We start from the raw sequence: 19144 nt of genomic DNA, 5'->3' as shown, positions 1-19144 counted from the left end.
TTACACGACTCGGTGTATTCTGTTCGTGTCCACGACGAGCCGTGGCACCTTGGCATCCGGTCTCTGCGTATCGAGCCGTTTAGCACCCCACACCAACAGCACCAGCGCATAAAACCCATATGCCTCAAACTGTACATACAAATATGCGACCAGTACCAGCCAACATACCGTGGTCCGATTCCATGCATGGTTCACAGTCAGCAATGCCACCACCAGCAGCACCACAAGCAGCATGGCGAGCGCGCCGAATTCGGTGATGAAGCTGACATAGGCGCTCATGGTGAACGCATCGGTCGGCGGGTTTTCCAGACCTCGGATTTCTCCGTTGACCAATCCTCCCCTGGCGTCATACCAGCGCCTGGCACCCCAATAGCCGGCACGCACTGCGTTCGAGATGTTGCCTACTCCCCATCCGAACAAGGTGTGCCACAGATCGTGCTTCCACGCCCACGCGGGGGCAAGCATGTGGAAGATCCTGGCACTCATCGACTGGTCACCATTGAGCAGGCCGTCCGTGGCCAGTTTGTTGAGTCGTGGATTAAGGAATACAGCGGCCACCGCTCCCGCCGCGACTGCCCCCACGCCTGCCACTGCCCCGATGGTGGCCCCGCGGCGACGGAAGTTGATTGAAGCTACCAGCCACAGGACGCCAGCCACAACCGAATCAATGACGATTCTGGTGCCGGCACCCATAAGCAGCGAGCCGACCGCGAACACAGGAACCAGTACCGCTACACGACGGTCTCTGGTAAGCCAGTAGACGGGCAACAGCACACCAAAGAGATGCATGCCAATGTAGCTCGGCTCAGCAAACAGGAACTGGGGCCGCTCCCCTGTGTAGTTGCGGTACATGAGCCTGGCGAAGAACTGCCTGATGCCGGCCACGTGCCATTGGACGCCCGCCCACTGCACGGCCCCGACCACAAAGGCGCAGCTGTAGGTCGCTACGAGCACGGTGACCATCGGTTTCCACGGCAGCCGCTTGATGCGCAGCGCGATCTCCAAGGAAGCCAGGCAGGCCAAGCCCAGCACAACCGAGCCGATGGACCTCGCCGCCGCCCAGCCGTGGAAGCCGATGGTGGTCCAACCGTAGAACGATAGGAGCACCAGCAGCAGCGGGAAGAGAACGAAGGGCAGATAGCGCCTGGCAACAGTTCTGAGCAGTCGGGCATTGACCAGGGCATATGCGAGGAACAGCCACGGCGACAGCGGCGTCCAATACGGCAGCGGAATCCCGGCGACCGTGCCATCCACCGGCAGCAGCATAAGCGCGGCGTAAAACAGCAGATCGGACGGGTCGGAGATGATCGCAGACTTCTGGGACATGGTTGTTGGAATTGGCGGAGCTGCCGGAATTACTGTCTGTCCGAAGGACAACGGCACGCGGCACACAATACCAGAATCTGCGCCAATACGCTCCACCCGTTGCAAGGAGACTCGGCTAGCTGGAGCATCCGCGTCAACGCACGATATCGGTCCATATTCCACTGAGACAACACCGAACAGGAGTCCTTACAGCGTCCATTTCGACGACTATCACCGTCAGCAACTTTCCCAGCACTCTCAGAGACATTCTTCAAGAAGAGTTCTTGAACTCATCCGACATCGGCAACTACCGATTCGTTAAAACTGCCAGGGGAGTTAAAACCGTCGCTGGTGGAATCATTCGCGGCAAGCGATGCGTCCCCCACCACTATGGCGTCCCGACCTGTCAGGGCATTCAGCATAATGTCGGATTTCTGGATGATGTGACGTTACCCTGTCTATAATTCCCAGCGGTTTGCCTTGTGCTTTCTCCGCCATCCGTCCAATCACCGGCAGAAAGGAAGCAAATGCTTTGAACGCAAATTCCCATCATGCATGCTTCATGCCGGCGAGGTCCAGTGAGCGGTCGTCAGGCAGAGACATTCAATACTGTCGGTAGCTCCCACACATTTCGTAAGCGCATTCGCCATTCCACCGCAGTTTTCTTTACCTAGGAACCCAACCTCAAGCAGTACGACCGATATAGTGTGAGATAAAAGCTAGGCACATCGTCATGCTCTATTGCGTTTATCGACAAAATCCAAGCAGACCTTCCTTATATTCACCGTTGCCAACAGAACACACATGAATTGGGCTCACACCAAATGCATACCCTATCGTTCTGTAATCAGAACATGCTCCGGCGAATGCTCCACCTGATAATGCTTGCGCATGCTCGTCAGAATCCGGCGGATCTCGGTGTTCGTAGCGTCGGCGGCGTCGTGGAATTTTTCGAATTCCTGGCCGTGCGGGTCTTCGATATCCTGTGAGTCGGGGAGCAGAGGATGCACCATGGCCGACTGGGCGATGACGGATTGCAGACGTTGCTGAACTGTCGTGCCGCTGATGAGGCCGCGCTGGGCGCAGTATTCGCACATGTTAGCGAAGTCGCCGAGCAGAAAGGTATAGCGCACGGCGGTGGGTACCAAGGTGACGATGCTTTTGCGCTGGCTTTGCTCGAAGCACAGGATCAGGTCGGCGGACTGCACCATGGAGCGGGTGAGCCTGCGGGACCGGAAACCGCTGGAATCGATGCCGATGCTGTCCATGATCCGCCGGGCCGACGGGTCAATCTGGTGCGTCGTCAGGCCCTTTGTCCCCGCGCTCGACACCCGTATGCTGGTACCGCGCAAGTATCGGGTCAACAGCAGCTCCCCCATCGGGGAGCGGCATATGTTGCCGGTGCAGACGAACATGATGTGCATACGATCACTTCCCTATCTTGCAGGCGCTTGTGTCGATGGTAACGCCAGGGTCGACCCAACCCATAGGAGTCTGGTCGAGGGTCAAATCGCTGACGGACTTCTTCGACGTGGTCACGTCAAACGACGCAATCGCCTTCTCCCCTGGCTTGAGCAGCACGTTGAATGCCTGCACGGCCTTGCCGTTCATGGTTTCCTTGCGCAGATCCGAGGAATCGCCTCTGATGTTGAGGTTTGCTATGCTGCCTCCCGCAGGAGCGTACAGCAGCGTTTTCTCCATCGCGGAACCCGGCATCAGCTGGGCCTGCTTGCCACCAAGAATATACGCGGGAAGGCTCGCCATGTCGCTGTCAGTGAGCGTGTTGGTGAACGTGTACTGCACGGTGTAGGTCTGCGACCCGTCAGCATTGCAGCTCAGGCGCGTGATGGTTGACGTGCGATGCACATACCAGCCCAGCTTCGAGGCGTGCTGCTCGTTCACGTATACGCCCACCGCCGGGTGCTCCTCGCTACTCGGCGCATGGGCGGTGAGCCCAGAACCATCGAGAGTCTGCTGCATCTGCGGGTCGAAATCGTACATCGAGAAGTGACGCTGCTTGGCCATGTCAGACATCACCGCAGCGATCTTGGTGAGCTTCGGCACGTCCATATTCGAGAACATGCCGCCGACGCTCTGCTCTGCCACTGCCTGGAAATAGGCGTCCTGCACCGACACCGGATAATTCTTGTAGATGGTGTTGAGCAGGAATTCGGCGGTGTTGCCGCCATCGAGCACCTGCCCGTCTGGCATGATCACCCCGCCGTTGACGCCGTTGAGCTGCTGCAGCACCACCGGATCCACAAGCATCACACCGTCTAAAGGCTTATCCGCGCCCCATGGCGAGCGCTGCCAGATGGCTCGCATGCCTTCGGCGCTACGCTGGGTGTCCGGGTACATCGCCGAATCGCGGATATCCTGCGACATGTGCAGCGGACCCCACTGGTTGAAGATGCGCCATTCATCGTTTGTCGGGTCCGCGGCGCCATACGGCTCGTATTCCTTGTTCGAGCGGAAATCGCCCACGGTTATCTTCCCTTGGTCCGTGGTCACGACGCCGACCGAACCGATCAAGCCGCCGGACGAGCGCATCTCGGAAGGCGACATCGCCGCCAGCAGGTACGTGCGCGGATGGTCGGCGCCGAGGAAGGACGGGATGAACTTCATGAGGCTGGAGATCTGATTCACCTTCTGCGCGATGGGCTCCAGGTTCTTGCCGCCCGCTTCGTAGGCGTCCTTGACCATGCCGATACGGGGCTGTGGAAGGCTCTTGTAGCGGCTGACCTGCGTCTGCAGCGAAGAGTCCGCCTGCTCAAGCGACTGCTGCGCGCCGGCGATGGGCTGCAGATTGAGCTGCCCGCCCTCGCCGCTGAGCTGGGCGTTTTTCAACCCCGAAACCGCATTGACCAGCTTCGGCAGAGGGTCGGTCATAATCGAATCCACTACGCCGGTCATCCCCTGCACGGTAGTGACATCGCCGCCTACTACCGGGAGCTTGGATGCGAACTTCCACAGTCTGCCTTGCGTGATGTTCTTCGCCGCCCCGGTCTCCTTCTGGATGGCGGGCAGCTGGCTGCTCAGCTTCTGCGCGGCGTCGGCATCCGCGACATTCGCGAAGGCACCTGCCATCTGCAGGGCTTTCTCCTCATGCGCCTTGACCTGCTTCGCCTCCGAATAGAACTTCAGACCGAGCACTCCGGCGGTCGCGATGAGCGCGAGCAGCACGACGATCACAGCCGTCACCCAAGGCCAAATGCGGCGCTTCCTTGCCTGCTGCCTGTGGCCTGCGTGTCTGCTTGATGCCATGGTGTCTCCCATTCCTGCCGCACCTGCATTCCCGGTTTCTGCGGCAAAATATCCGTACTATTATCCCTCATATTCCTTGAGTGTCAGAATTTGCCCACGCTTCCCGCATTTTCTGCACATTCGATACCACATTCGCTGCATGGTGTTTTTCGAGTGTGGATGCTGCCTGCATACCGTGCAGCACACTGAGCTGTGCCGTCCAAATCACCTTTTCATCGTGGCCGCAGGGGTATCGTCTACAAAGCATCACAAAAACATCACATAAATGATGAAAAGTTTTTTGGACATCGGTGAGTACCCTGTCATAATCGGCATAACGGGAACGATTCTGTTGCACGGTATGTATACGACATGCGCCTGCAAACAGTACCCCCCCCCCCGCGCGTAATATTTTAAAAGTCCGAGAAACATGAAGAGGAGAGGGCTCATGGCTCTGGAGGATACATACGTAGATTCGGCGGTCTCCGAGGAAACCACACGCATGCGCGTATCCGGCCCGCCGAGGGTTGCGACGCAGCATACCCCTCCCGAGCCTCCGCAGGAGAGCATCGCCCGCTCGAATCCGAAAGACGCTCCCGCCACGTTCTTCGACGGCTCATACTTCGTCGCCGGTTCGCAGGGCAAGCCCGCCAGAGCCAAGGACGGCCGCAGGTGGCGGCTCTTCGACTACAACGTGCCCAAGTGGAGCTATATCTACAACGCCACGCTCGTCGCGCTCGATATGCTGATGACGCTTCTTTCCGCAGCGATCGTGCTTCTCGTATTTCCCGGCTCCTATACGTATCTGCAAACGAACAGCGTGCTGGGCGACGGACTCATCGAATATCTGCTACTGATTTGCGCGACATGGATCATCAGCCTCGCGCTGAGCCATATATACGAACGCCACACTATGGGCGAGGGCTATGTGCTCTACAGCAAAATCCTGCGGGCGCTATTCGTTGACTTCATCATCCTCGCCACATTCAGCTACTTCTTCAAGATGGATGTGCCCCGTTCGCTGACCTTCTTCGTGCCGGTGCTATCCGCCCTGTTCACCATCATCGAACGATGGATGATGCGCAGGGCCCTGCATCGCAATCGCAGCAAGGGCGAATACAACTATCCCACCGTCGTCGTCGGCTCGCCTGAAGCCATTCACGATCGCATTCGCCTGCTGCGCGAGCATCGCGGACTGGGCTACGCACCGATAGCAGTATGCCCGGTAGCCTCCGTTTCCGACTCTTTTTCCAATTCCGCGGACGCCGACCGTCCTCAGCATCTCATCTCCGTCCCCTTCGAGCCGATCGACGAGTTCGAAGCTGGTTTGCGCGTGCTGCCGATGAACTCCCATCTGCCGCAGACAGCGCACTACCTCAAAGCGCAGACCGTACTGGTCACCGACGTCATCGAACGATACTCAGAGACGATGCGCACCCTCTCGCTCGCCGTGGAATCCATGGGCATCGAGCTGGCATTCAGCGCAGTCGTCGCCGACATGGACGGCGCATCCCTGCACCTGCGCAACGACCCAGTCGTTCCCGTCTTCACCGCGCGGCTTCCCCAATACTCGACTTTCATCAGGGCATGCAAGCGCGTCTTCGACATCACCTGCTCTTCTATTGCGATTGTTCTGACCTCGCCGATCATGGCCTACGTCGCGATTCGCGTCCGTTCGGAGGACGGCGGCCCGGCCATCTACAAGCAGCAGCGTATCGGACTGTACGGCAAGCCCTTCACCTTGTACAAGTTCCGCTCGATGACGGTGAATGCCGACAAGCAGGACGAGGCGCTCGCCCAGCAGATGGGCGCCGAGCATGGCGTCCTGTTCAAGGCGAAGAACGATCCGCGCGTCACCGAGTTCGGCAAGTTCATCCGCAAGACATCGCTGGACGAGTTCCCGCAGTTCTTCAACGTGTTCAAGGGCGATATGAGCATGGTGGGGCCACGTCCTCAGCAGCAGTACGAGGTCGACCAGTACGAATCCCTCTACTCCACGCGGCTGCTCGTCAAGCCCGGCATCACCGGGCCGTGGCAGATCTCGGGCCGCAGCAATCTCAGCCAGGACGAGGCGGAGCAGCTCGACGTCTCCTACATCCAGAGCTGGTCACTGACCGGCGACCTCGCGATACTGTTTAAGACCGTGGGCGCTGTGGTCAAAGGCACCGGCTCGTACTAGAGCTGTCAGGGGTCTGGCTGCGGCGGTTTAGCGGATTTCACTCGCGCGGTCCGCGGACCGCAAACCGCAAGGCACAAAACACACAGCACAGACAGAGGCAGGGCGCATTCGGAGATCCGGGTGCGCCCTGCCTCTGCTATTGGGCGTGTCGCAGGTGAGCGTGGCGAATATCAGCGGGCATGCGTAGGCATGCGCAAGCCCGCGCAAGAACGGGCGGCACGACATGCCTACGATGCCCACGGCGCACCATACTCCCCCGCCGTCTCGCAGCACGCGTCGGCGCACGCAGCCGCATATTCATCCAGATAGCGAACATCAGTGACGCTTGGCCGTGCAACGGTATAGACTTTTGAGGTCTTTGCGGGTAGTGGCGATCACGACGAACATGACAAAAGAAGATAACAGACGAACAAAATTCGAATAAAGCGGAAGAAGTTGGTGGCGCATGAGTGGGCGCGGACGCGGAATCGGGCATGACACGGCTAGCACAGGAGACGCTACGAGCGCCGAACTCGCCACGAAGCGTAGCAGCTTATCCAGAGTGCTTTCCAAGGATGAATCCTATGCGAACGGCCATTTGAGCCGCCCTGCGTTCATATCAATCGCGATCCTCACCTTCATCACTTTCGTCGGCAATTTCACGCAGCTGCAACTCAGCGCCGCGCTGCCGACGATCGTCAAAGAATTCGACATCAGCGTCACCACCGGCCAGTGGCTCAACTCGGTCATGCCGCTCATCATGGGCGTCATGGTGCCGCTTACCGCGTTCCTGACGCGCCGCTTCTCGACCCGTCAGATCGTCATCGCCTCGATGGTCGTCTTCACGCTGGGTTCCGTCCTCGCCTGGCTCGGCCCCACGTTCCTGCTCGTGCTCGCGGGGCGCACCCTGGAGGCGATCGGCTCCGGCGTGATGTGGCCAGTGCTGCAGATCACCGTGTTCTCGATTTTCCCCATGTCCCGCCGCGGTGTGGCCATGGGCACCGTCGGCATGGCGATGAGCATCTCGCCCGCCATCGGGCCGACCATCGGCGGGTGGCAGACGGACGCGAGCGGCTGGCGTTCTATTTTCATGACGCTCACGATCATCGGTTTGCTCGCGCTGCTGATGGCGATTTTAGGCCTGCACAACTTCGCTGAGAACGACACCAGTGTCAAGGCCGATTTCTTCTCCGTCGCGCTGTCGATCTTCGGCTTCGGCGGCGTGATGTACGGCTTCACCAACAGCGAGGCATACGGATTCGGCGCACCTGTGGTCTGGGCGCCGATGCTCATCGGCTTCGTCGGCATTATCTGGTTCGTGCTGCGCCAGATGAAAGGCGCGAAGCGGTTCAGGGAGTTCTCCGATCGCGTTTATGCGGCTCGCAAGGCGGGCGCGGACGAAAGCACCGTGCAAAAACTGAAGGACGCGGACGTTCAGCCGCCGCTGCTCGACCTGACCGTGCTACGCAACCGCAGCTTCGCCATCGGCACCATCACCGCTACGCTCAGCTTCTTCGCTTTCAGCTCCATTCTGGTGATCATGCCGCTCTATATCCAAAGCGACCGCGGCTATTCGGCCACGATGAGCGGCCTGATCATGCTGCCAGGCGCCTTGGGCCAGTGCATCTCCCAGTTCGCCGGAGGCCGTGCACTCGATCGATTCGGCGCACGGCCAGTCGCGCTGACCGGCGCGATCCTGCTGTTTGCAGGCACGCTCATGATGAGCGCAATCGGCCCCGATACATGGATCTGGTGGGTGTCCATCTGCCAGTTCATCCGCCAGATCGGCATGGGATTCGTGCTCATGCCCATCACCACCTGGTCGCTCAACTGCCTGTCTCCGCGCGAGGTCTCCGCCGGCTCGGCCGTGACCAACACGGCGCGGCAGCTCGGCGGGGCCATCGGCGCACCCGTGCTCGTGATTCTCATGGAGACCTTCACCAAAATACGGCAGAACGCGCTCGGCGGCGGCGCCGAACATGCGGCCGCAGCGAGCATCTTCGGTGTGCAGACGGCGCTGCACATCAGCTCCGCAATCGTCCTGGTCGTGGTGTTCATCGTGCTCTTCGGCGTGAAGGGCGACGGCGCCGGCTCCACCCGCGATCTCACCCACCGCGCGATGCGCCGTCTGCACGCCGAAGTGGAGGAGCACACCGGAGCCGTCTCCGGCTCAGGCGCGTGGCCTGCCCGCATTGAGTAGACGACAACGCTTGCTGCTGTGGAGTTGACCGGAGCGACCCTGCACGTTCACAATCAAAGTTGGCGCTGCTGCATATGCGTTATACGCAGTAGCGCGCATACCCCAAGCAATCAAACAATCACAGGCAACATAGCATTGGGTCGGAGCTATCGGCCGGTTTCAGATGCTGGCCGGTTGCTGGCGATGGTGCCCGAAGTATTCACTCAGAGCAAGACGAATCACCTCGCTAGCACTTGTTTTTTCCTCTTGGACGTATTGGTCAAGCTCGTGATTCAGTTCTTGAGGCAGACGCACCTGCCGACGCGGGCTGCGTCCTTCACCTTGAGCGTGGACAGCGCCAAGCGATGGGCGGCCGCCTAGATGCAGAAGCGCACGTCCCTGACGCGCTGCTTCATCGCCTTGAGCAGTCGTGACGCCAGACTTCGTCGGTTCGTCGGATTCAGCCCATGCCACAAGCCTGTCGATGTCGAAATCGTCGGTGTTCTTGCTCATTGCAGTTCTCCTTCCATCATTCTGCGGAATTTATCGCGCAGTTCCATACAGTGGAAAATTACCACGCCGTCCGGCGGCACAACATAGGTCATGACTTCCAGCTCTGTGCCATCCATCGCCGGGCCTACCCACAATGTGGGATCAGGAGCCCCGGGGACGCGAGACATATCGAACCGTTCATGTTTCCACGTCGCGTAGGTAATCGCGTTCATGGCATCGCCGCGATTGAAGCCGTGCTTGCCGGCACTTTCCAAGAATCTGATGCCCATCTTCAGTATGGTACTACCAAAGATGCTTGGGGTCAAGTCTCCGTGCTGTCATGAATGCTCCTTATCGAGCCCGGTTTTACGCTTCATTGCGGAAGCTTTTGGGCGGGGCAGGAGTGCAGGACGGACTGCATCGCACGCTTCTCCTTGCTAGTGACGCTCAGGCCGTATTTCGTCTTGACGCCGATTTGCCGGGCGACGTACTGGCAACGGAACGCGCCGTTGGTCGGCAGCCAGTATGCGGCTGAGGCCGAGCCCTTCTCCTGATTGGCCGGGCCGTCGACGGCGAGCAGATTGAGCATATCGTTGCCGAAGCGATAGCGCTTCGCCGTGTCCCACGCGCTGGCACCGGACTGCCAGGCGTTTTCGAGCGCGACGACATGGTCGATCTGCACGGCGGCACTGGTCTTCGCCCCGCGCACGAAGTGAATGGTTTTGCCGGTGTAGGGATCCTGCAGCACGCCGGACTTCACCTTGCAGCCGCCCGCATAGGTGTAGCGCACTTCGGTCAGGTCACGGGACAGCACATCCTCGCGAACATCGCAGCCGTTGCCGTCCGTGTCCGTCTGGTTGTAGCCGAAGGCGTCGCGCTGATAGCTGCTCGTCTTAGGATTGTCGTTCACGCTCAGCGCGTTCAGCGCATCCGCCGCAGGGCCGCTGGCCGTGTACTCGCCGGTGAGCTGGCCGACCGGCTGACTGATCTTCGGCAGCACGACGCCGATAGTAATGCCGATAACCACCGCCACGACCAGCAGAATCAGCAGCCGCTCCAACGGACTGCTCGCGTTGAAGCGGCGCTTGGTGAAATGCGCGTCGCGGGGCGCACCGTTGGCGGACTCTTGGTTGCGCGTACGGTTCGGCCGGTTCAGTCGATTCTGGCGGTTCGGGTTGCGTGGATGCTGCGTCATAACCTTGCCATGATAGCCGAAGGTGGGTCGAAATGCAGAGGCAAGCCTCCGGCAGCGCTGGCGCTATACTGGACTGCGTTCGCGCGGTTGGTGGCAGCAGCCGCGTCACAACCAGCAATAGGCATAGGCATCCTTGGCGGCAATGGGCCGCACGGGATGCGGCCTGAGGCATCGCGCGGACTCCTCACCTTTCCGTGCCTTGCTTCGGGCCATAGCAGCAAAGGCAAGGTGACGATATGACCGCATCACATCGCAATCATGGTTCCAGCAATCATGGTTCCATAGGGGAAATCACACATAGGCTACGTAGACTACGCGCGTCGATGCGCGCAGTGCTGGCGGCGCTGATCTGCGCGGCTTTGGGGCTGAGCATGGCGGCGTGCGGCAGCAGCACGAGCGACAGCGCCTCATCGAATGGCGCGCAGAAGCTGTCGTTCATGCTCGACTGGACGCCCAACACGAATCACATCGGGCTGTATGTGGCCCAGAAACTCGGCTATTTCAAGGATGCGGGCGTCGACCTCACCATCCTGCCCACCGCTCAGGCGGGCGCGGAGACGAGTGTGGAGAACGGCGTGGCCAATGTCGGGTTCACGACGCTGAGCAACGTCGCGGCGTTCAACGCGCAGGGTGCCAATCTGCGCTTCGTCTTCGACCTGACGCAGAAGCCGGTCGCGCAGTGGTGCGCGCTGGCCAGCCGCAAAGACATCGTCACCCCGAAGGACCTCTCCGGCAAGACCTTCGTCAGCTTCGGCTCGGCTGAGCAGAACGCCGTCGTGCGCCAGATGATCAAGCACGCCGGAGGCACTGGCGAGTTCAAGACCGCGACCGCCGGGACGAACACCTTCGCCACGCTCAGCAGCGGCAAGGGCGACTTCGGCGGATTCTACGCCACCTGGGAAGGCGTGGAGAGCAAGCTCAACGGCCCGGCGCTGAACTGCTTCGAGGCCGCCGACTGGGGCGTGCCCGGCAATCCGGACCAGCTGGGATTCGCCGTCAACGCCTCCTGGCTCAACGACAGCGCGCATCAGGCGACACTGCGCCACTTCCTCGCCGCAGCAGCCAAGGGCTACGACTATGCACTGGCGAACCCGCAAAAGGCCAGCGACATCCTCGTGGCGCAGACCAAGGAATCGCAGCTCGACCCCAAGCTGGTGCGGGCTTCGATGGATACGATCATCGCGAACAAGTACTGGACCACAAAGGACCCCAAGCGCGTGACCGGCACCACCGATTTCAGCGCCGCACAGCCGTATCTGGACTTCCAGAACAACGCGGGCACCTACGCCCCAAGCAAGTCCGACGCCAAGTCCAAGGATGGCAAGAGCGGCACGAACAGCGCGCCAAGCCAGGCGCCGCAGGCCCGCAAGCTTGCCACCAATGACTACCTGTCCTAAGGCACACTGATGCAGCGACCAACCCCAGCAGCCAAACGGCGGCGACGGCAGGGCGTCGGGCGCGTCGGGCGTCTTAGACGTCTCGGGCGTCTTGCACGCCGGGCGCTGCCGCCGGTCGTCACTATCGGCGTGCTGCTGGCCGTATGGGAGGCGGCGGTGCGCTTCGGCGGCATCAGCGAGCGCACGCTTGCCGCCCCCAGCCAGGTCGTCGCCTCGATGATCGACACCTGGCCCGATCTCATGTCCGCCGCCGCCATGACCGCGTATGAAACGGTTGTCGGCTTCGTGATTGCCGTGGCGGCAGGCGTCGGCATCGGCGTGCTGCTCTACTCCTCGACGGTGCTGCACCGGGCGCTCTACCCGCTGCTGACGGCTGCACAGACGATACCGCTTATCGCCATCGCCCCGCTGTTCATGCTGTGGTTCGGCTTCGATCCGACCGGAAAAATCGTCTTGGTCGCGGTGCTGGGGTTGTTCCCCGTCGCTGTGCAGACCACGCGCGGCTTGGCAGCCGTGCCGCGATTCTATGAGGATGTGGCGCTCACCTGCGGCGCGACCCGCGCATGGACGCTGTGGCATGTGAAACTGCGCGTCGCCGCCCGTCAGATATTCGGCGGCATCCGCATCTGCGCGGCATATGTGTTCGGCACCGCCGTGACCGCCGAATATCTGGGCGCGACCAGAGGCTTGGGCATCTGGCTGCAGGGCGCGTTCAACTCCTTCCGCACGCCGCCGATCTTCTCGGCCACGCTCGTGATCATCGTGGGCACCGGCGTGCTGTTCGCGCTGATTGCACTGGCCGAATATCTGCTGCTCGGTCCGGCGAGCGATGCCACGCTGGATGAGGAGGAGGGCCAGTAGGCTTTCAGTGTTCTTTAAGGACAGCTGGAGCGTTTTTGTCACAACGCCTGAGAGAATAGAGATGTACGCAATCATGCCGAAAGGGACATCATGACCGATTCACAGCAATACCCCGGCAATCCGGGCATCAATGGCGATGACACGTCACGTTCTCAGGACACGTCGTATGTTGCTGCGTCTGGCTCCGAGCAAGGCGACGCTCCGGACACTCCGAACACTTCAGGCGACACGCAGCAGCCCTATGCGCCGTATGCCGGCTCATATGCTCAGCAACAACCGATCGGGCAGACGCAGCAGACTCAGCAGCCTGGACCGTCCGAGCAACCTGAGCAGCCCATACAGCCTCAGCAACCACAGTATGGGACGCCAGAATATGGGCAGCAAATTCCATCATATGGACAACAAGCCCCGCAATACACAGGTGCTCAGCAGTACGCAGACGCACCGAATTACAGCCAACAGCAGTACGCGCCCGGATATGGCGGCGGCCAACCCTCCGGTCCAGGTTTCTCGCCAGCCGGAGTGCCGCCGCTGAACAAGCCGTATTACGGTTGCCCCTTCCCCGAAGCAATCAAACGCTTCTTCCAGAAATACATCGTGTTCAAAGGCAGAGCCTCGAAAAGCGAGTTCTGGTGGGTGATTCTCGGCTGCGCCATCGTGAGCATGGTGCTTGGCGGTTACAACGGCGTTAATGGCACCCGGATGTCATGGCTGTCCGATTTGTGGAATCTGGCAATATTCATCCCCTCCCTCGCCATCTTCGTCAGGCGACTGCATGATTCCAACAAGTCCGGCTGGTGGGCCGTGCTGCCCTACGGATTGATTTTCCTCGCTGGACTGTTTGGCGGGATCATTGCAGCGCAGGCTATCGCTTTCAGAGCCGCATACACTGTCACAGGCACTCCAAGAGTCGGCTCTGGAATGATTGTGTGGGGTCTGCTCGCTGGGTTGTGCGGCATCGGAGCCTTGGCGTCCTCCATCGTGTTTGGCGTCGCGAGATCGAATCCCGCCGGCGCGCGCTATGACGACGACTTCCAAGCCCAGCAGACCGGATACCCGGGCGGCTACGCCGGATACGCCGGATACGCCCAAGGTCAGCCCGCCAACGGTCAGCAGGCATATGGCCAGCAGCAATACGGCCAGCCTTATGCACCTTACGCGCCGGACCAGCAGGCACCATACGGCCAGAATCAGCAGCCCTACGCCAATCCCGCTCAGGACTCCTACCAACCACAGGGCGGGTATACCGGAAACGCTGAGAACGCTGAGAACGGCACCTACTCAGGAAACGCCGAATCCCAGCCAACTCCGGGTTACTCGCAGCCAACGGGCGAGCCCGCCGACAACCAAAGCAATGGGAACGGCAGTTCCGACAGCACCGGCACTACAAACTGAATACATGTGCATTCATAAGACCCTCTGCAGGAATCATGCTATTGAGCACACCGTAATCCTATACCCCCGGCACTCAGTTCTTGTTGTCGGGGGCGTTGGCGAATTTGGCGGCGAGCGCCTCCTTGTTCTTGCGCTCGTCCTCCTCTTTCGCCTTCTTCTTCGCCTCCTGCGGATCCCAGAGCACATCTTCGCGATGCTTCGCCCATTCGGCAGCGATTGAAGGCGCAAGCATGCGGGCCACCGCGAGGCCTGCATTCCCATTCGAGCCCGCTGCGCCAGTGCCGTCGCGCGCGTCAATCATATCTAGGAACTCCTGTGCGGAGATGAAAACACGCGGAATCGAAACCCGCTCGCACAATTCGTTGGCATACAGCATCACCGGCAGTGCGCGTCCGGCCCGCAGCCGCGCCGATTCTGCGTCGTCGCCTTGCAGACTCGGATCATCGCCCTGGCCTATGACACCGAGCAGCCCGTCAACCGCCGCCAGCACGGTCGCCAGGCGCTGCGCCACGGCCTCGATGTCAACGCTGCCGGATGAGTGCTCCGGCGAATCCGCCGGCTCATCTACCGGCTCCTCGTTGCTCTCGGATTGCAGAGCCTCACCGTCAGCAACCGCGTTCTCCACCTCTTCCAGCGTCTGCGCAACCGCGGTGATGGTGTCCTCGCCCCAGTCGACTCCCAGAGCGCCGCAGCCGCCCATGACCAGCGCGGTATCGCCGGTTTGTGAGTAGTCGGCCATGGTTTCGCAGGCGTCGTTCGCGGCGAGCAGCGCATCGACGATGCGCTGAGGCCGCCCCGGTATCTCCTCGGCACCTTCGTAGACAAATTCAGCGTCCGGAATCGTCACCTCCTCGCCGGTCATGATCGCGGCCATTGCGCGCGTGATGCGCACCTGAAGATTCTCGGTGTACTTCGCATCATTGTCCAGCAGCTTGGCGTCGTCCAACGGCCACAGCGACATCAGCCGGGCCCCTTCGCCCGCAGCCTCGCGCACCTCGGGAAGTATCGCGATGCGTACTATCACTTCATCCTGCATATGAAATGCCATCTCAGCTCCTTTGCACTTGCACCGCTTCCATTATGCCCCATGCCCTGCTACGCCTTGTCACGGCGTCACATCGCCGCATCATCCCGCCCACTCTGCGCCGCTTATTCCACTCCGTTCACTCCACAGTATTTATTCCACAGTGTTCACTCCACATTGGCAGCCGGATCGGCATAGGCGATGGACAGCATCCTGCCGGTTTCGGGGTCGTAGGTGATGGAGGTCACCGATGCGAGCGCGGTGTGGCGCATGAGCATGTTGTGCTCGGGGCGACCGGTTTCCAGCAGATGCCTGTAGGACCAGATCGGGGACTCGTGGCTGACCACGATAATCTGCTGGCCCGCGTACTGTCGTATTTTCTCGTCGGCGAAATCACCCATCCGCTGCGCGATCTGCGCGTAGGTCTCCCCCCAGCTCGGCTTCCACAGGTTGGACACCAATTTGAGATTATGGTGTTTCCACAGCGCGCCGTCACCGTGCCCGATGCGCGTTCCGCGGAACTCGTTGCGCGCCTCGATCAGCCGATCATCGGTGACCAGCTGCAGCGGCTCCTGACCACGCTGCGCCCGCCGGGCATTGAGCTGCGTAAGAATCTCGCCGGCCGTCTCGCGCGTGCGCTCCAAGGGTGAGGAATACACGGCCGTCACCGCGCTCAGCTGAGGATCCTGCGCGATGTACTGCGCCGTCGCCTGAGCCATGCGCACGCCGGACCCTGAAAGATGAAAGCCCGGAAGCCGCTCATAGAGCAGCTGGTCGGGGTTCTCGACCTTGCCATGACGTACGAAGTGGATGGTGGTTGCCGGCATGCCCAGTCCCTTTCCTATGCGCCGATGACGCGCCCGCGCGCCTCGGCCTCCTGATTCGCAATTGCAGTAGCCTGACACTAGAGAAGCCACGCAGTCTCATAAGGCTACGCAGTCCCGCTGAGCTGCGATCCCGCTGAACCGCGCGGCATTAAGCACGCTGCTCGGCTCATCAATCAATGTACCGCGTGTCGCGGCCTGAGTCTCATTACACTTGCACAATCGTACTCGATGTACGAGAATCTGATTCCCTTTCTCCCGCACTGCCCTCCTGCACCCCGTACCAGCGCAAAGGAACGCCATGAGCAACCCTGTGTTCTCCGGCTTCACAGAAGTCACCCACCGCCTCTTCGGCGGCTATGCGGAACTGCTGCACATGCCCCATACCGCTCGATTCTCCATCGGGTCGGTGCTCGCCTGCATGCCCTTCCCGATGATCGGCATGACCATCACCATCGCCGTGCAGCACTACTATCACAACTACGCATTGGCCGGCGCGCTGGCCGCTATCCAGGCGATTGCGATGGCCGTCGTGGGCCCGCTGCTGGGCAAGCTGGTCGACAAGTTCGGACAGCGCCAGGTCGCCATTCCCACCGTCATCGTCTGGCTTATCGCGGCGGGTGCCATGATCTCATGCATCACTGCGCGTGCGCCGCAGTGGATGCTGTTCGTCATCGCGCCGTTCATGGCGGCGATACCACCGTGGGGCGCAATGAGCCGCAGCCGGTGGACGCATCTGCTCAAGGGCGACCGCGTGCGTACGGACCGGGCGATGTCGCTTTCGGGCGTGTTCGACGAATGCATGTGGGTCATCGGCAATCCGCTGGCCTCCGCGCTGGCCGTTGTTTCCGGCACGCTTGCGTTCGGGGTCACCGGCGCATGCGTCGTCATCGGGGCGCTGATGTTCCTGACCGAACTGACGACCGAGCCGCCCTCGCAGACCACGCTGGCCAAGCAGTCCGGACTCACCCGCAGGCAGTACCGCAAGCGAGAGGCGGCCAAGGCCGAGGAGCTGCGCAGCGGCGCTTCCCCGAAAACACAGGAACTACGCAGCGGAGACTCTGCCAAGTCCAGGCGTGTCAAGCAGTCGATCTGGGGGCCGGGCCTCATCGCGCTATGCGTCACCTGGTTTGGCTTGGGCGCGTTCCAGTCGGCGGCGAGCATCTCGATTATCGCCTTCGCCACGGAGCAGAGCATGAAGCAGTACACCGGCCTCGTCTTCGCGTGCTTCTCGATCAGCTCGCTGTGCGGCGCCATCGTCTACGGCGCAAAGAACTGGATCACCCCGCTGTGGAAGCGCTTCTATTTCTGCCTGGCCGTAGTCAACATCGGCATCGGAACTTTCCTATTCGCCAGGCATTTGTGGGTCATCATGATCATCTACCTGATCATCGGCGTATGCCAGGCACCCACATGGATCAACGGCAACCAGCTGCTGCTCCATATCGTGCCGCCGACACGCTTCACCGAAGGCGTGGCATGGATCGGCGCGATGAACTCGATCGGCGGATCGGTAGGCTCGGCAATCGCGGGCATATTCATCGACCGCTCCGGCTCGCAGGGAGGCTTCCTCGTCGTCACGCTGCTTGCGCTGCTTTCGCTGGTGCTTGCCTTCGTCGGCTTCAGGCAGATCAAGTCGAGCACGGAAACACCCACGCTGACCGCGATAACCGTCTAATGTCTAGGCGCGGGGGCTCGGCCCGCTGCTTTCGGACGGCGTTGCTTCCAAGCGCTACTTCTCGCTACTTCCAAGAACTACTTCTCGGCGCTACTTCCAGCCTTTCGGCGTGTGCGCGAGGGACCACAACCCCAGCCTATGCGAGAAGCTGCCTTCCCACTTGCTGTCCAGCTCCTCTTGGGTAAGCCGATTCGACTTGCCTTTGAGCCGATTCATCGCGTTGGTATGCGTGTCGTCGAGCAGCCATTTTCGAATCACAAAGTTCCAGACCATGACCACAGCAGTGGCGACCAGCTTGCCGGCGTTCGTGCGCAGCACGTACTGGGCGCTCTGCGAAACGTAGGCGTCGTGGTTCATTCCGTACGTGCTGAGCCATAGAATCAGATCGTTGATGAACAGCCCAATGACCGAAGCCACAACGAAAATGAGGATCTCCATCCAGCGCGCCATGTCCTCGCGATGCTTGAACACGTACTTCATGCTGGCCAGATAGTTGAACACGAGCGATATCGTGAAGGAAATCGTGCCGGCCAGCACGTTGTGCATATGCAGGCCCCACACCAAGGCGTTCAGGATGCCCCAATCGATGAAGAAGGCGATGACGCCTACGACGCCGAACTTCATCAGCTGTTCAATCAGTTTTCTCACAACGCTTCATTAAACACGTCGCAGCCGATAATCCGGCAGGCCCGCACGCAATCTGAACCGAACCCATGCATATCTTCGAGGTTTCGTTCAGCATGCTCCACGGCTGCACTCGGCTGTGGCTCGTGATCTCCAATCGCCAGGCCCGCGCACCAGAACTGCGCACCAGAGCTACGCATATGTCCGGCTCCAATCGGCAAGCCGGATTAGACTGGGCCTCACGACCATCCGTCTACCTATTGGAAGGGAATCATCATGCCAGTCATTCACACCCATGTCTCAGTATCCACCACGCCCGAACAGCGTGAAGCGCTCAAGGCCGCCTACGGCAAGGCAATTACCGCAGTCCCAGGCAAGTCCGAAGGCTGGCTGATGTGCCCCTTCGAAGACGATATGCCCATCTACTTCGCTGGCGATGACAGCAAACCCGCCGCCTATGTCGAGGTGAATGTCTTCGGCCGCAGCGTTCCGAGCTCAGCTTGGGAGCAGCTCACCACGAGCATCATGAAGGCGCTCAACGGCGAGCTCGGCATTCCCGAGGACCGCACCTACATCCGCTACACCGCCACCACCGACTGGGGCTGGAACGGCAGCAATTTCTAAGGGTAATTTTTAAGGGTCTAGTAGCTAATGGCCCTAAGACGCATAGAATGCCATAGGGCTACGGCACGTTCAGCGCGCATCGCGCATGCCACGACGTATGAAGGCGGCGCATCCGGTCTGGGTGCGCCGCCTTCATACGTAATAT

Annotated in this window: 17 protein-coding genes; 7 read left to right on the top strand and 10 right to left on the bottom strand. The window is 60.6% G+C overall.

Annotation, left to right across the window (positions count from 1 at the left end; all coding sequences use genetic code 11):
* From LKK40_RS06395 to LKK40_RS06380, 4 genes are all read right to left on the bottom strand, one after another.
* Entirely contained in the window at positions 1-1326 is a 1326-nt protein-coding gene (locus LKK40_RS06395) for a hypothetical protein (protein ID WP_304309925.1), read from the bottom strand.
* Positions 1327-2138: 812 nt separating this feature from the next.
* Complete coding sequence (locus tag LKK40_RS06390; RefSeq protein WP_291760877.1) at positions 2139-2729, bottom strand: low molecular weight phosphatase family protein; 591 nt, start codon at positions 2727-2729, stop codon at positions 2139-2141.
* Positions 2730-2733: 4 nt separating this feature from the next.
* Complete coding sequence (locus LKK40_RS06385; protein WP_304309924.1) at positions 2734-4569, bottom strand: DUF4012 domain-containing protein; 1836 nt, start codon at positions 4567-4569, stop codon at positions 2734-2736.
* A 67-nt stretch (positions 4570-4636) separates the two neighbouring features.
* Positions 4637-4906, bottom strand: coding sequence for a hypothetical protein (locus LKK40_RS06380; RefSeq protein ID WP_304309923.1), 270 nt, complete (start codon positions 4904-4906; stop codon positions 4637-4639).
* Between the two features lie 90 nt (positions 4907-4996).
* Between LKK40_RS06380 and LKK40_RS06375 the strand changes: the two genes are divergently transcribed.
* Both LKK40_RS06375 and LKK40_RS06370 read left to right on the top strand, forming a co-directional pair.
* Positions 4997-6727: a sugar transferase gene (locus tag LKK40_RS06375; protein ID WP_304309922.1), complete on the top strand. Its 1731-nt coding sequence runs from the start codon at positions 4997-4999 to the stop codon at positions 6725-6727.
* Positions 6728-7172: 445 nt separating this feature from the next.
* Positions 7173-8906 carry an MDR family MFS transporter gene (locus tag LKK40_RS06370; RefSeq protein WP_434735126.1) on the top strand — a complete coding sequence of 578 codons (1734 nt, stop codon included), beginning with the start codon at positions 7173-7175 and terminating at the stop codon, positions 8904-8906.
* 159 nt (positions 8907-9065) lie between these two features.
* Here the strand turns inward: LKK40_RS06370 and LKK40_RS06365 are convergent, their stop codons facing one another.
* The 3 genes from LKK40_RS06365 to LKK40_RS06355 all read right to left on the bottom strand — a co-directional run bounded on the left by LKK40_RS06365 (position 9066) and on the right by LKK40_RS06355 (position 10572).
* Positions 9066-9398, bottom strand: coding sequence for a ribbon-helix-helix protein, CopG family (locus LKK40_RS06365; RefSeq protein ID WP_304309921.1), 333 nt, complete (start codon positions 9396-9398; stop codon positions 9066-9068).
* Positions 9395-9667 carry a hypothetical protein gene (locus LKK40_RS06360; protein ID WP_304309920.1) on the bottom strand — a complete coding sequence of 91 codons (273 nt, stop codon included), beginning with the start codon at positions 9665-9667 and terminating at the stop codon, positions 9395-9397. The genes LKK40_RS06365 and LKK40_RS06360 overlap by 4 nt, the downstream gene beginning before the upstream one ends.
* Positions 9668-9750: 83 nt before the next feature.
* Positions 9751-10572: an HNH endonuclease family protein gene (locus LKK40_RS06355; protein WP_304309919.1), complete on the bottom strand. Its 822-nt coding sequence runs from the start codon at positions 10570-10572 to the stop codon at positions 9751-9753.
* A gap of 323 nt (positions 10573-10895) precedes the next feature.
* Here LKK40_RS06355 and LKK40_RS06350 point away from each other — a divergent pair, with 323 nt between their 5' ends.
* From LKK40_RS06350 to LKK40_RS06340, 3 genes are all read left to right on the top strand, one after another.
* Positions 10896-11969, top strand: coding sequence for an ABC transporter substrate-binding protein (locus LKK40_RS06350; RefSeq protein WP_368491391.1), 1074 nt, complete (start codon positions 10896-10898; stop codon positions 11967-11969).
* 9 nt (positions 11970-11978) lie between these two features.
* Complete coding sequence (locus LKK40_RS06345; RefSeq protein ID WP_304309917.1) at positions 11979-12830, top strand: ABC transporter permease; 852 nt, start codon at positions 11979-11981, stop codon at positions 12828-12830.
* Positions 12831-12920: 90 nt separating this feature from the next.
* Positions 12921-14225, top strand: coding sequence for a DUF805 domain-containing protein (locus LKK40_RS06340; protein ID WP_304309916.1), 1305 nt, complete (start codon positions 12921-12923; stop codon positions 14223-14225).
* Positions 14226-14298: 73 nt separating this feature from the next.
* On the opposite strand, the gene LKK40_RS06335 is transcribed toward LKK40_RS06340, so the two are convergent.
* Both LKK40_RS06335 and LKK40_RS06330 read right to left on the bottom strand, forming a co-directional pair.
* Positions 14299-15273 (bottom strand): hypothetical protein, encoded by a 975-nt coding sequence (locus LKK40_RS06335; protein ID WP_304309915.1) that lies wholly within the window; start codon positions 15271-15273, stop codon positions 14299-14301.
* 143 nt (positions 15274-15416) lie between these two features.
* Positions 15417-16076 carry a histidine phosphatase family protein gene (locus LKK40_RS06330; protein WP_304309914.1) on the bottom strand — a complete coding sequence of 220 codons (660 nt, stop codon included), beginning with the start codon at positions 16074-16076 and terminating at the stop codon, positions 15417-15419.
* Between the two features lie 298 nt (positions 16077-16374).
* Here LKK40_RS06330 and LKK40_RS06325 point away from each other — a divergent pair, with 298 nt between their 5' ends.
* Entirely contained in the window at positions 16375-17751 is a 1377-nt protein-coding gene (locus LKK40_RS06325; protein ID WP_304309913.1) for an MFS transporter, read from the top strand.
* A 90-nt stretch (positions 17752-17841) separates the two neighbouring features.
* On the opposite strand, the gene LKK40_RS06320 is transcribed toward LKK40_RS06325, so the two are convergent.
* A complete protein-coding gene (locus tag LKK40_RS06320) occupies positions 17842-18375 on the bottom strand; it encodes a GtrA family protein (protein ID WP_304309937.1) in 534 nt (177 codons plus the stop codon).
* 276 nt (positions 18376-18651) lie between these two features.
* On the opposite strand from LKK40_RS06320, the gene LKK40_RS06315 reads away from it, so the two are divergent.
* Positions 18652-18999, top strand: coding sequence for a phenylpyruvate tautomerase MIF-related protein (locus LKK40_RS06315; RefSeq protein ID WP_304309912.1), 348 nt, complete (start codon positions 18652-18654; stop codon positions 18997-18999).
* Positions 19000-19144: the final 145 nt, after the last annotated feature.

It is taken from the genome of Bifidobacterium tibiigranuli (assembly GCF_022655035.1).
Lineage (GTDB): Bacteria > Actinomycetota > Actinomycetes > Actinomycetales > Bifidobacteriaceae > Bifidobacterium > Bifidobacterium tibiigranuli_A.
This window is presented reverse-complemented; position numbering and strand designations above follow the sequence as displayed.

Excerpts from the sequence above, each read along its gene's own strand:
- LKK40_RS06395 (WP_304309925.1), bottom strand. The coding sequence starts at position 1,326 with ATGTCCCAGAAGTCTGCGATCATCTCCGACCCGTCCGATCTGCTGTTT.
- LKK40_RS06390 (WP_291760877.1), bottom strand. The coding sequence starts at position 2,729 with ATGCACATCATGTTCGTCTGCACCGGCAACATATGCCGCTCCCCGATG.
- LKK40_RS06385 (WP_304309924.1), bottom strand. The coding sequence starts at position 4,569 with ATGGCATCAAGCAGACACGCAGGCCACAGGCAGCAGGCAAGGAAGCGC.
- LKK40_RS06375 (WP_304309922.1), top strand. The coding sequence starts at position 4,997 with ATGGCTCTGGAGGATACATACGTAGATTCGGCGGTCTCCGAGGAAACC.
- LKK40_RS06370 (WP_434735126.1), top strand. The coding sequence starts at position 7,173 with ATGAGTGGGCGCGGACGCGGAATCGGGCATGACACGGCTAGCACAGGA.
- LKK40_RS06365 (WP_304309921.1), bottom strand. The coding sequence starts at position 9,398 with ATGAGCAAGAACACCGACGATTTCGACATCGACAGGCTTGTGGCATGG.
- LKK40_RS06360 (WP_304309920.1), bottom strand. The coding sequence starts at position 9,667 with ATGGGCATCAGATTCTTGGAAAGTGCCGGCAAGCACGGCTTCAATCGC.
- LKK40_RS06355 (WP_304309919.1), bottom strand. The coding sequence starts at position 10,572 with ATGACGCAGCATCCACGCAACCCGAACCGCCAGAATCGACTGAACCGG.
- LKK40_RS06350 (WP_368491391.1), top strand. The coding sequence starts at position 10,896 with ATGCGCGCAGTGCTGGCGGCGCTGATCTGCGCGGCTTTGGGGCTGAGC.
- LKK40_RS06345 (WP_304309917.1), top strand. The coding sequence starts at position 11,979 with ATGCAGCGACCAACCCCAGCAGCCAAACGGCGGCGACGGCAGGGCGTC.
- LKK40_RS06340 (WP_304309916.1), top strand. The coding sequence starts at position 12,921 with ATGACCGATTCACAGCAATACCCCGGCAATCCGGGCATCAATGGCGAT.
- LKK40_RS06335 (WP_304309915.1), bottom strand. The coding sequence starts at position 15,273 with ATGGCATTTCATATGCAGGATGAAGTGATAGTACGCATCGCGATACTT.
- LKK40_RS06330 (WP_304309914.1), bottom strand. The coding sequence starts at position 16,076 with ATGCCGGCAACCACCATCCACTTCGTACGTCATGGCAAGGTCGAGAAC.
- LKK40_RS06325 (WP_304309913.1), top strand. The coding sequence starts at position 16,375 with ATGAGCAACCCTGTGTTCTCCGGCTTCACAGAAGTCACCCACCGCCTC.
- LKK40_RS06320 (WP_304309937.1), bottom strand. The coding sequence starts at position 18,375 with ATGAAGTTCGGCGTCGTAGGCGTCATCGCCTTCTTCATCGATTGGGGC.
- LKK40_RS06315 (WP_304309912.1), top strand. The coding sequence starts at position 18,652 with ATGCCAGTCATTCACACCCATGTCTCAGTATCCACCACGCCCGAACAG.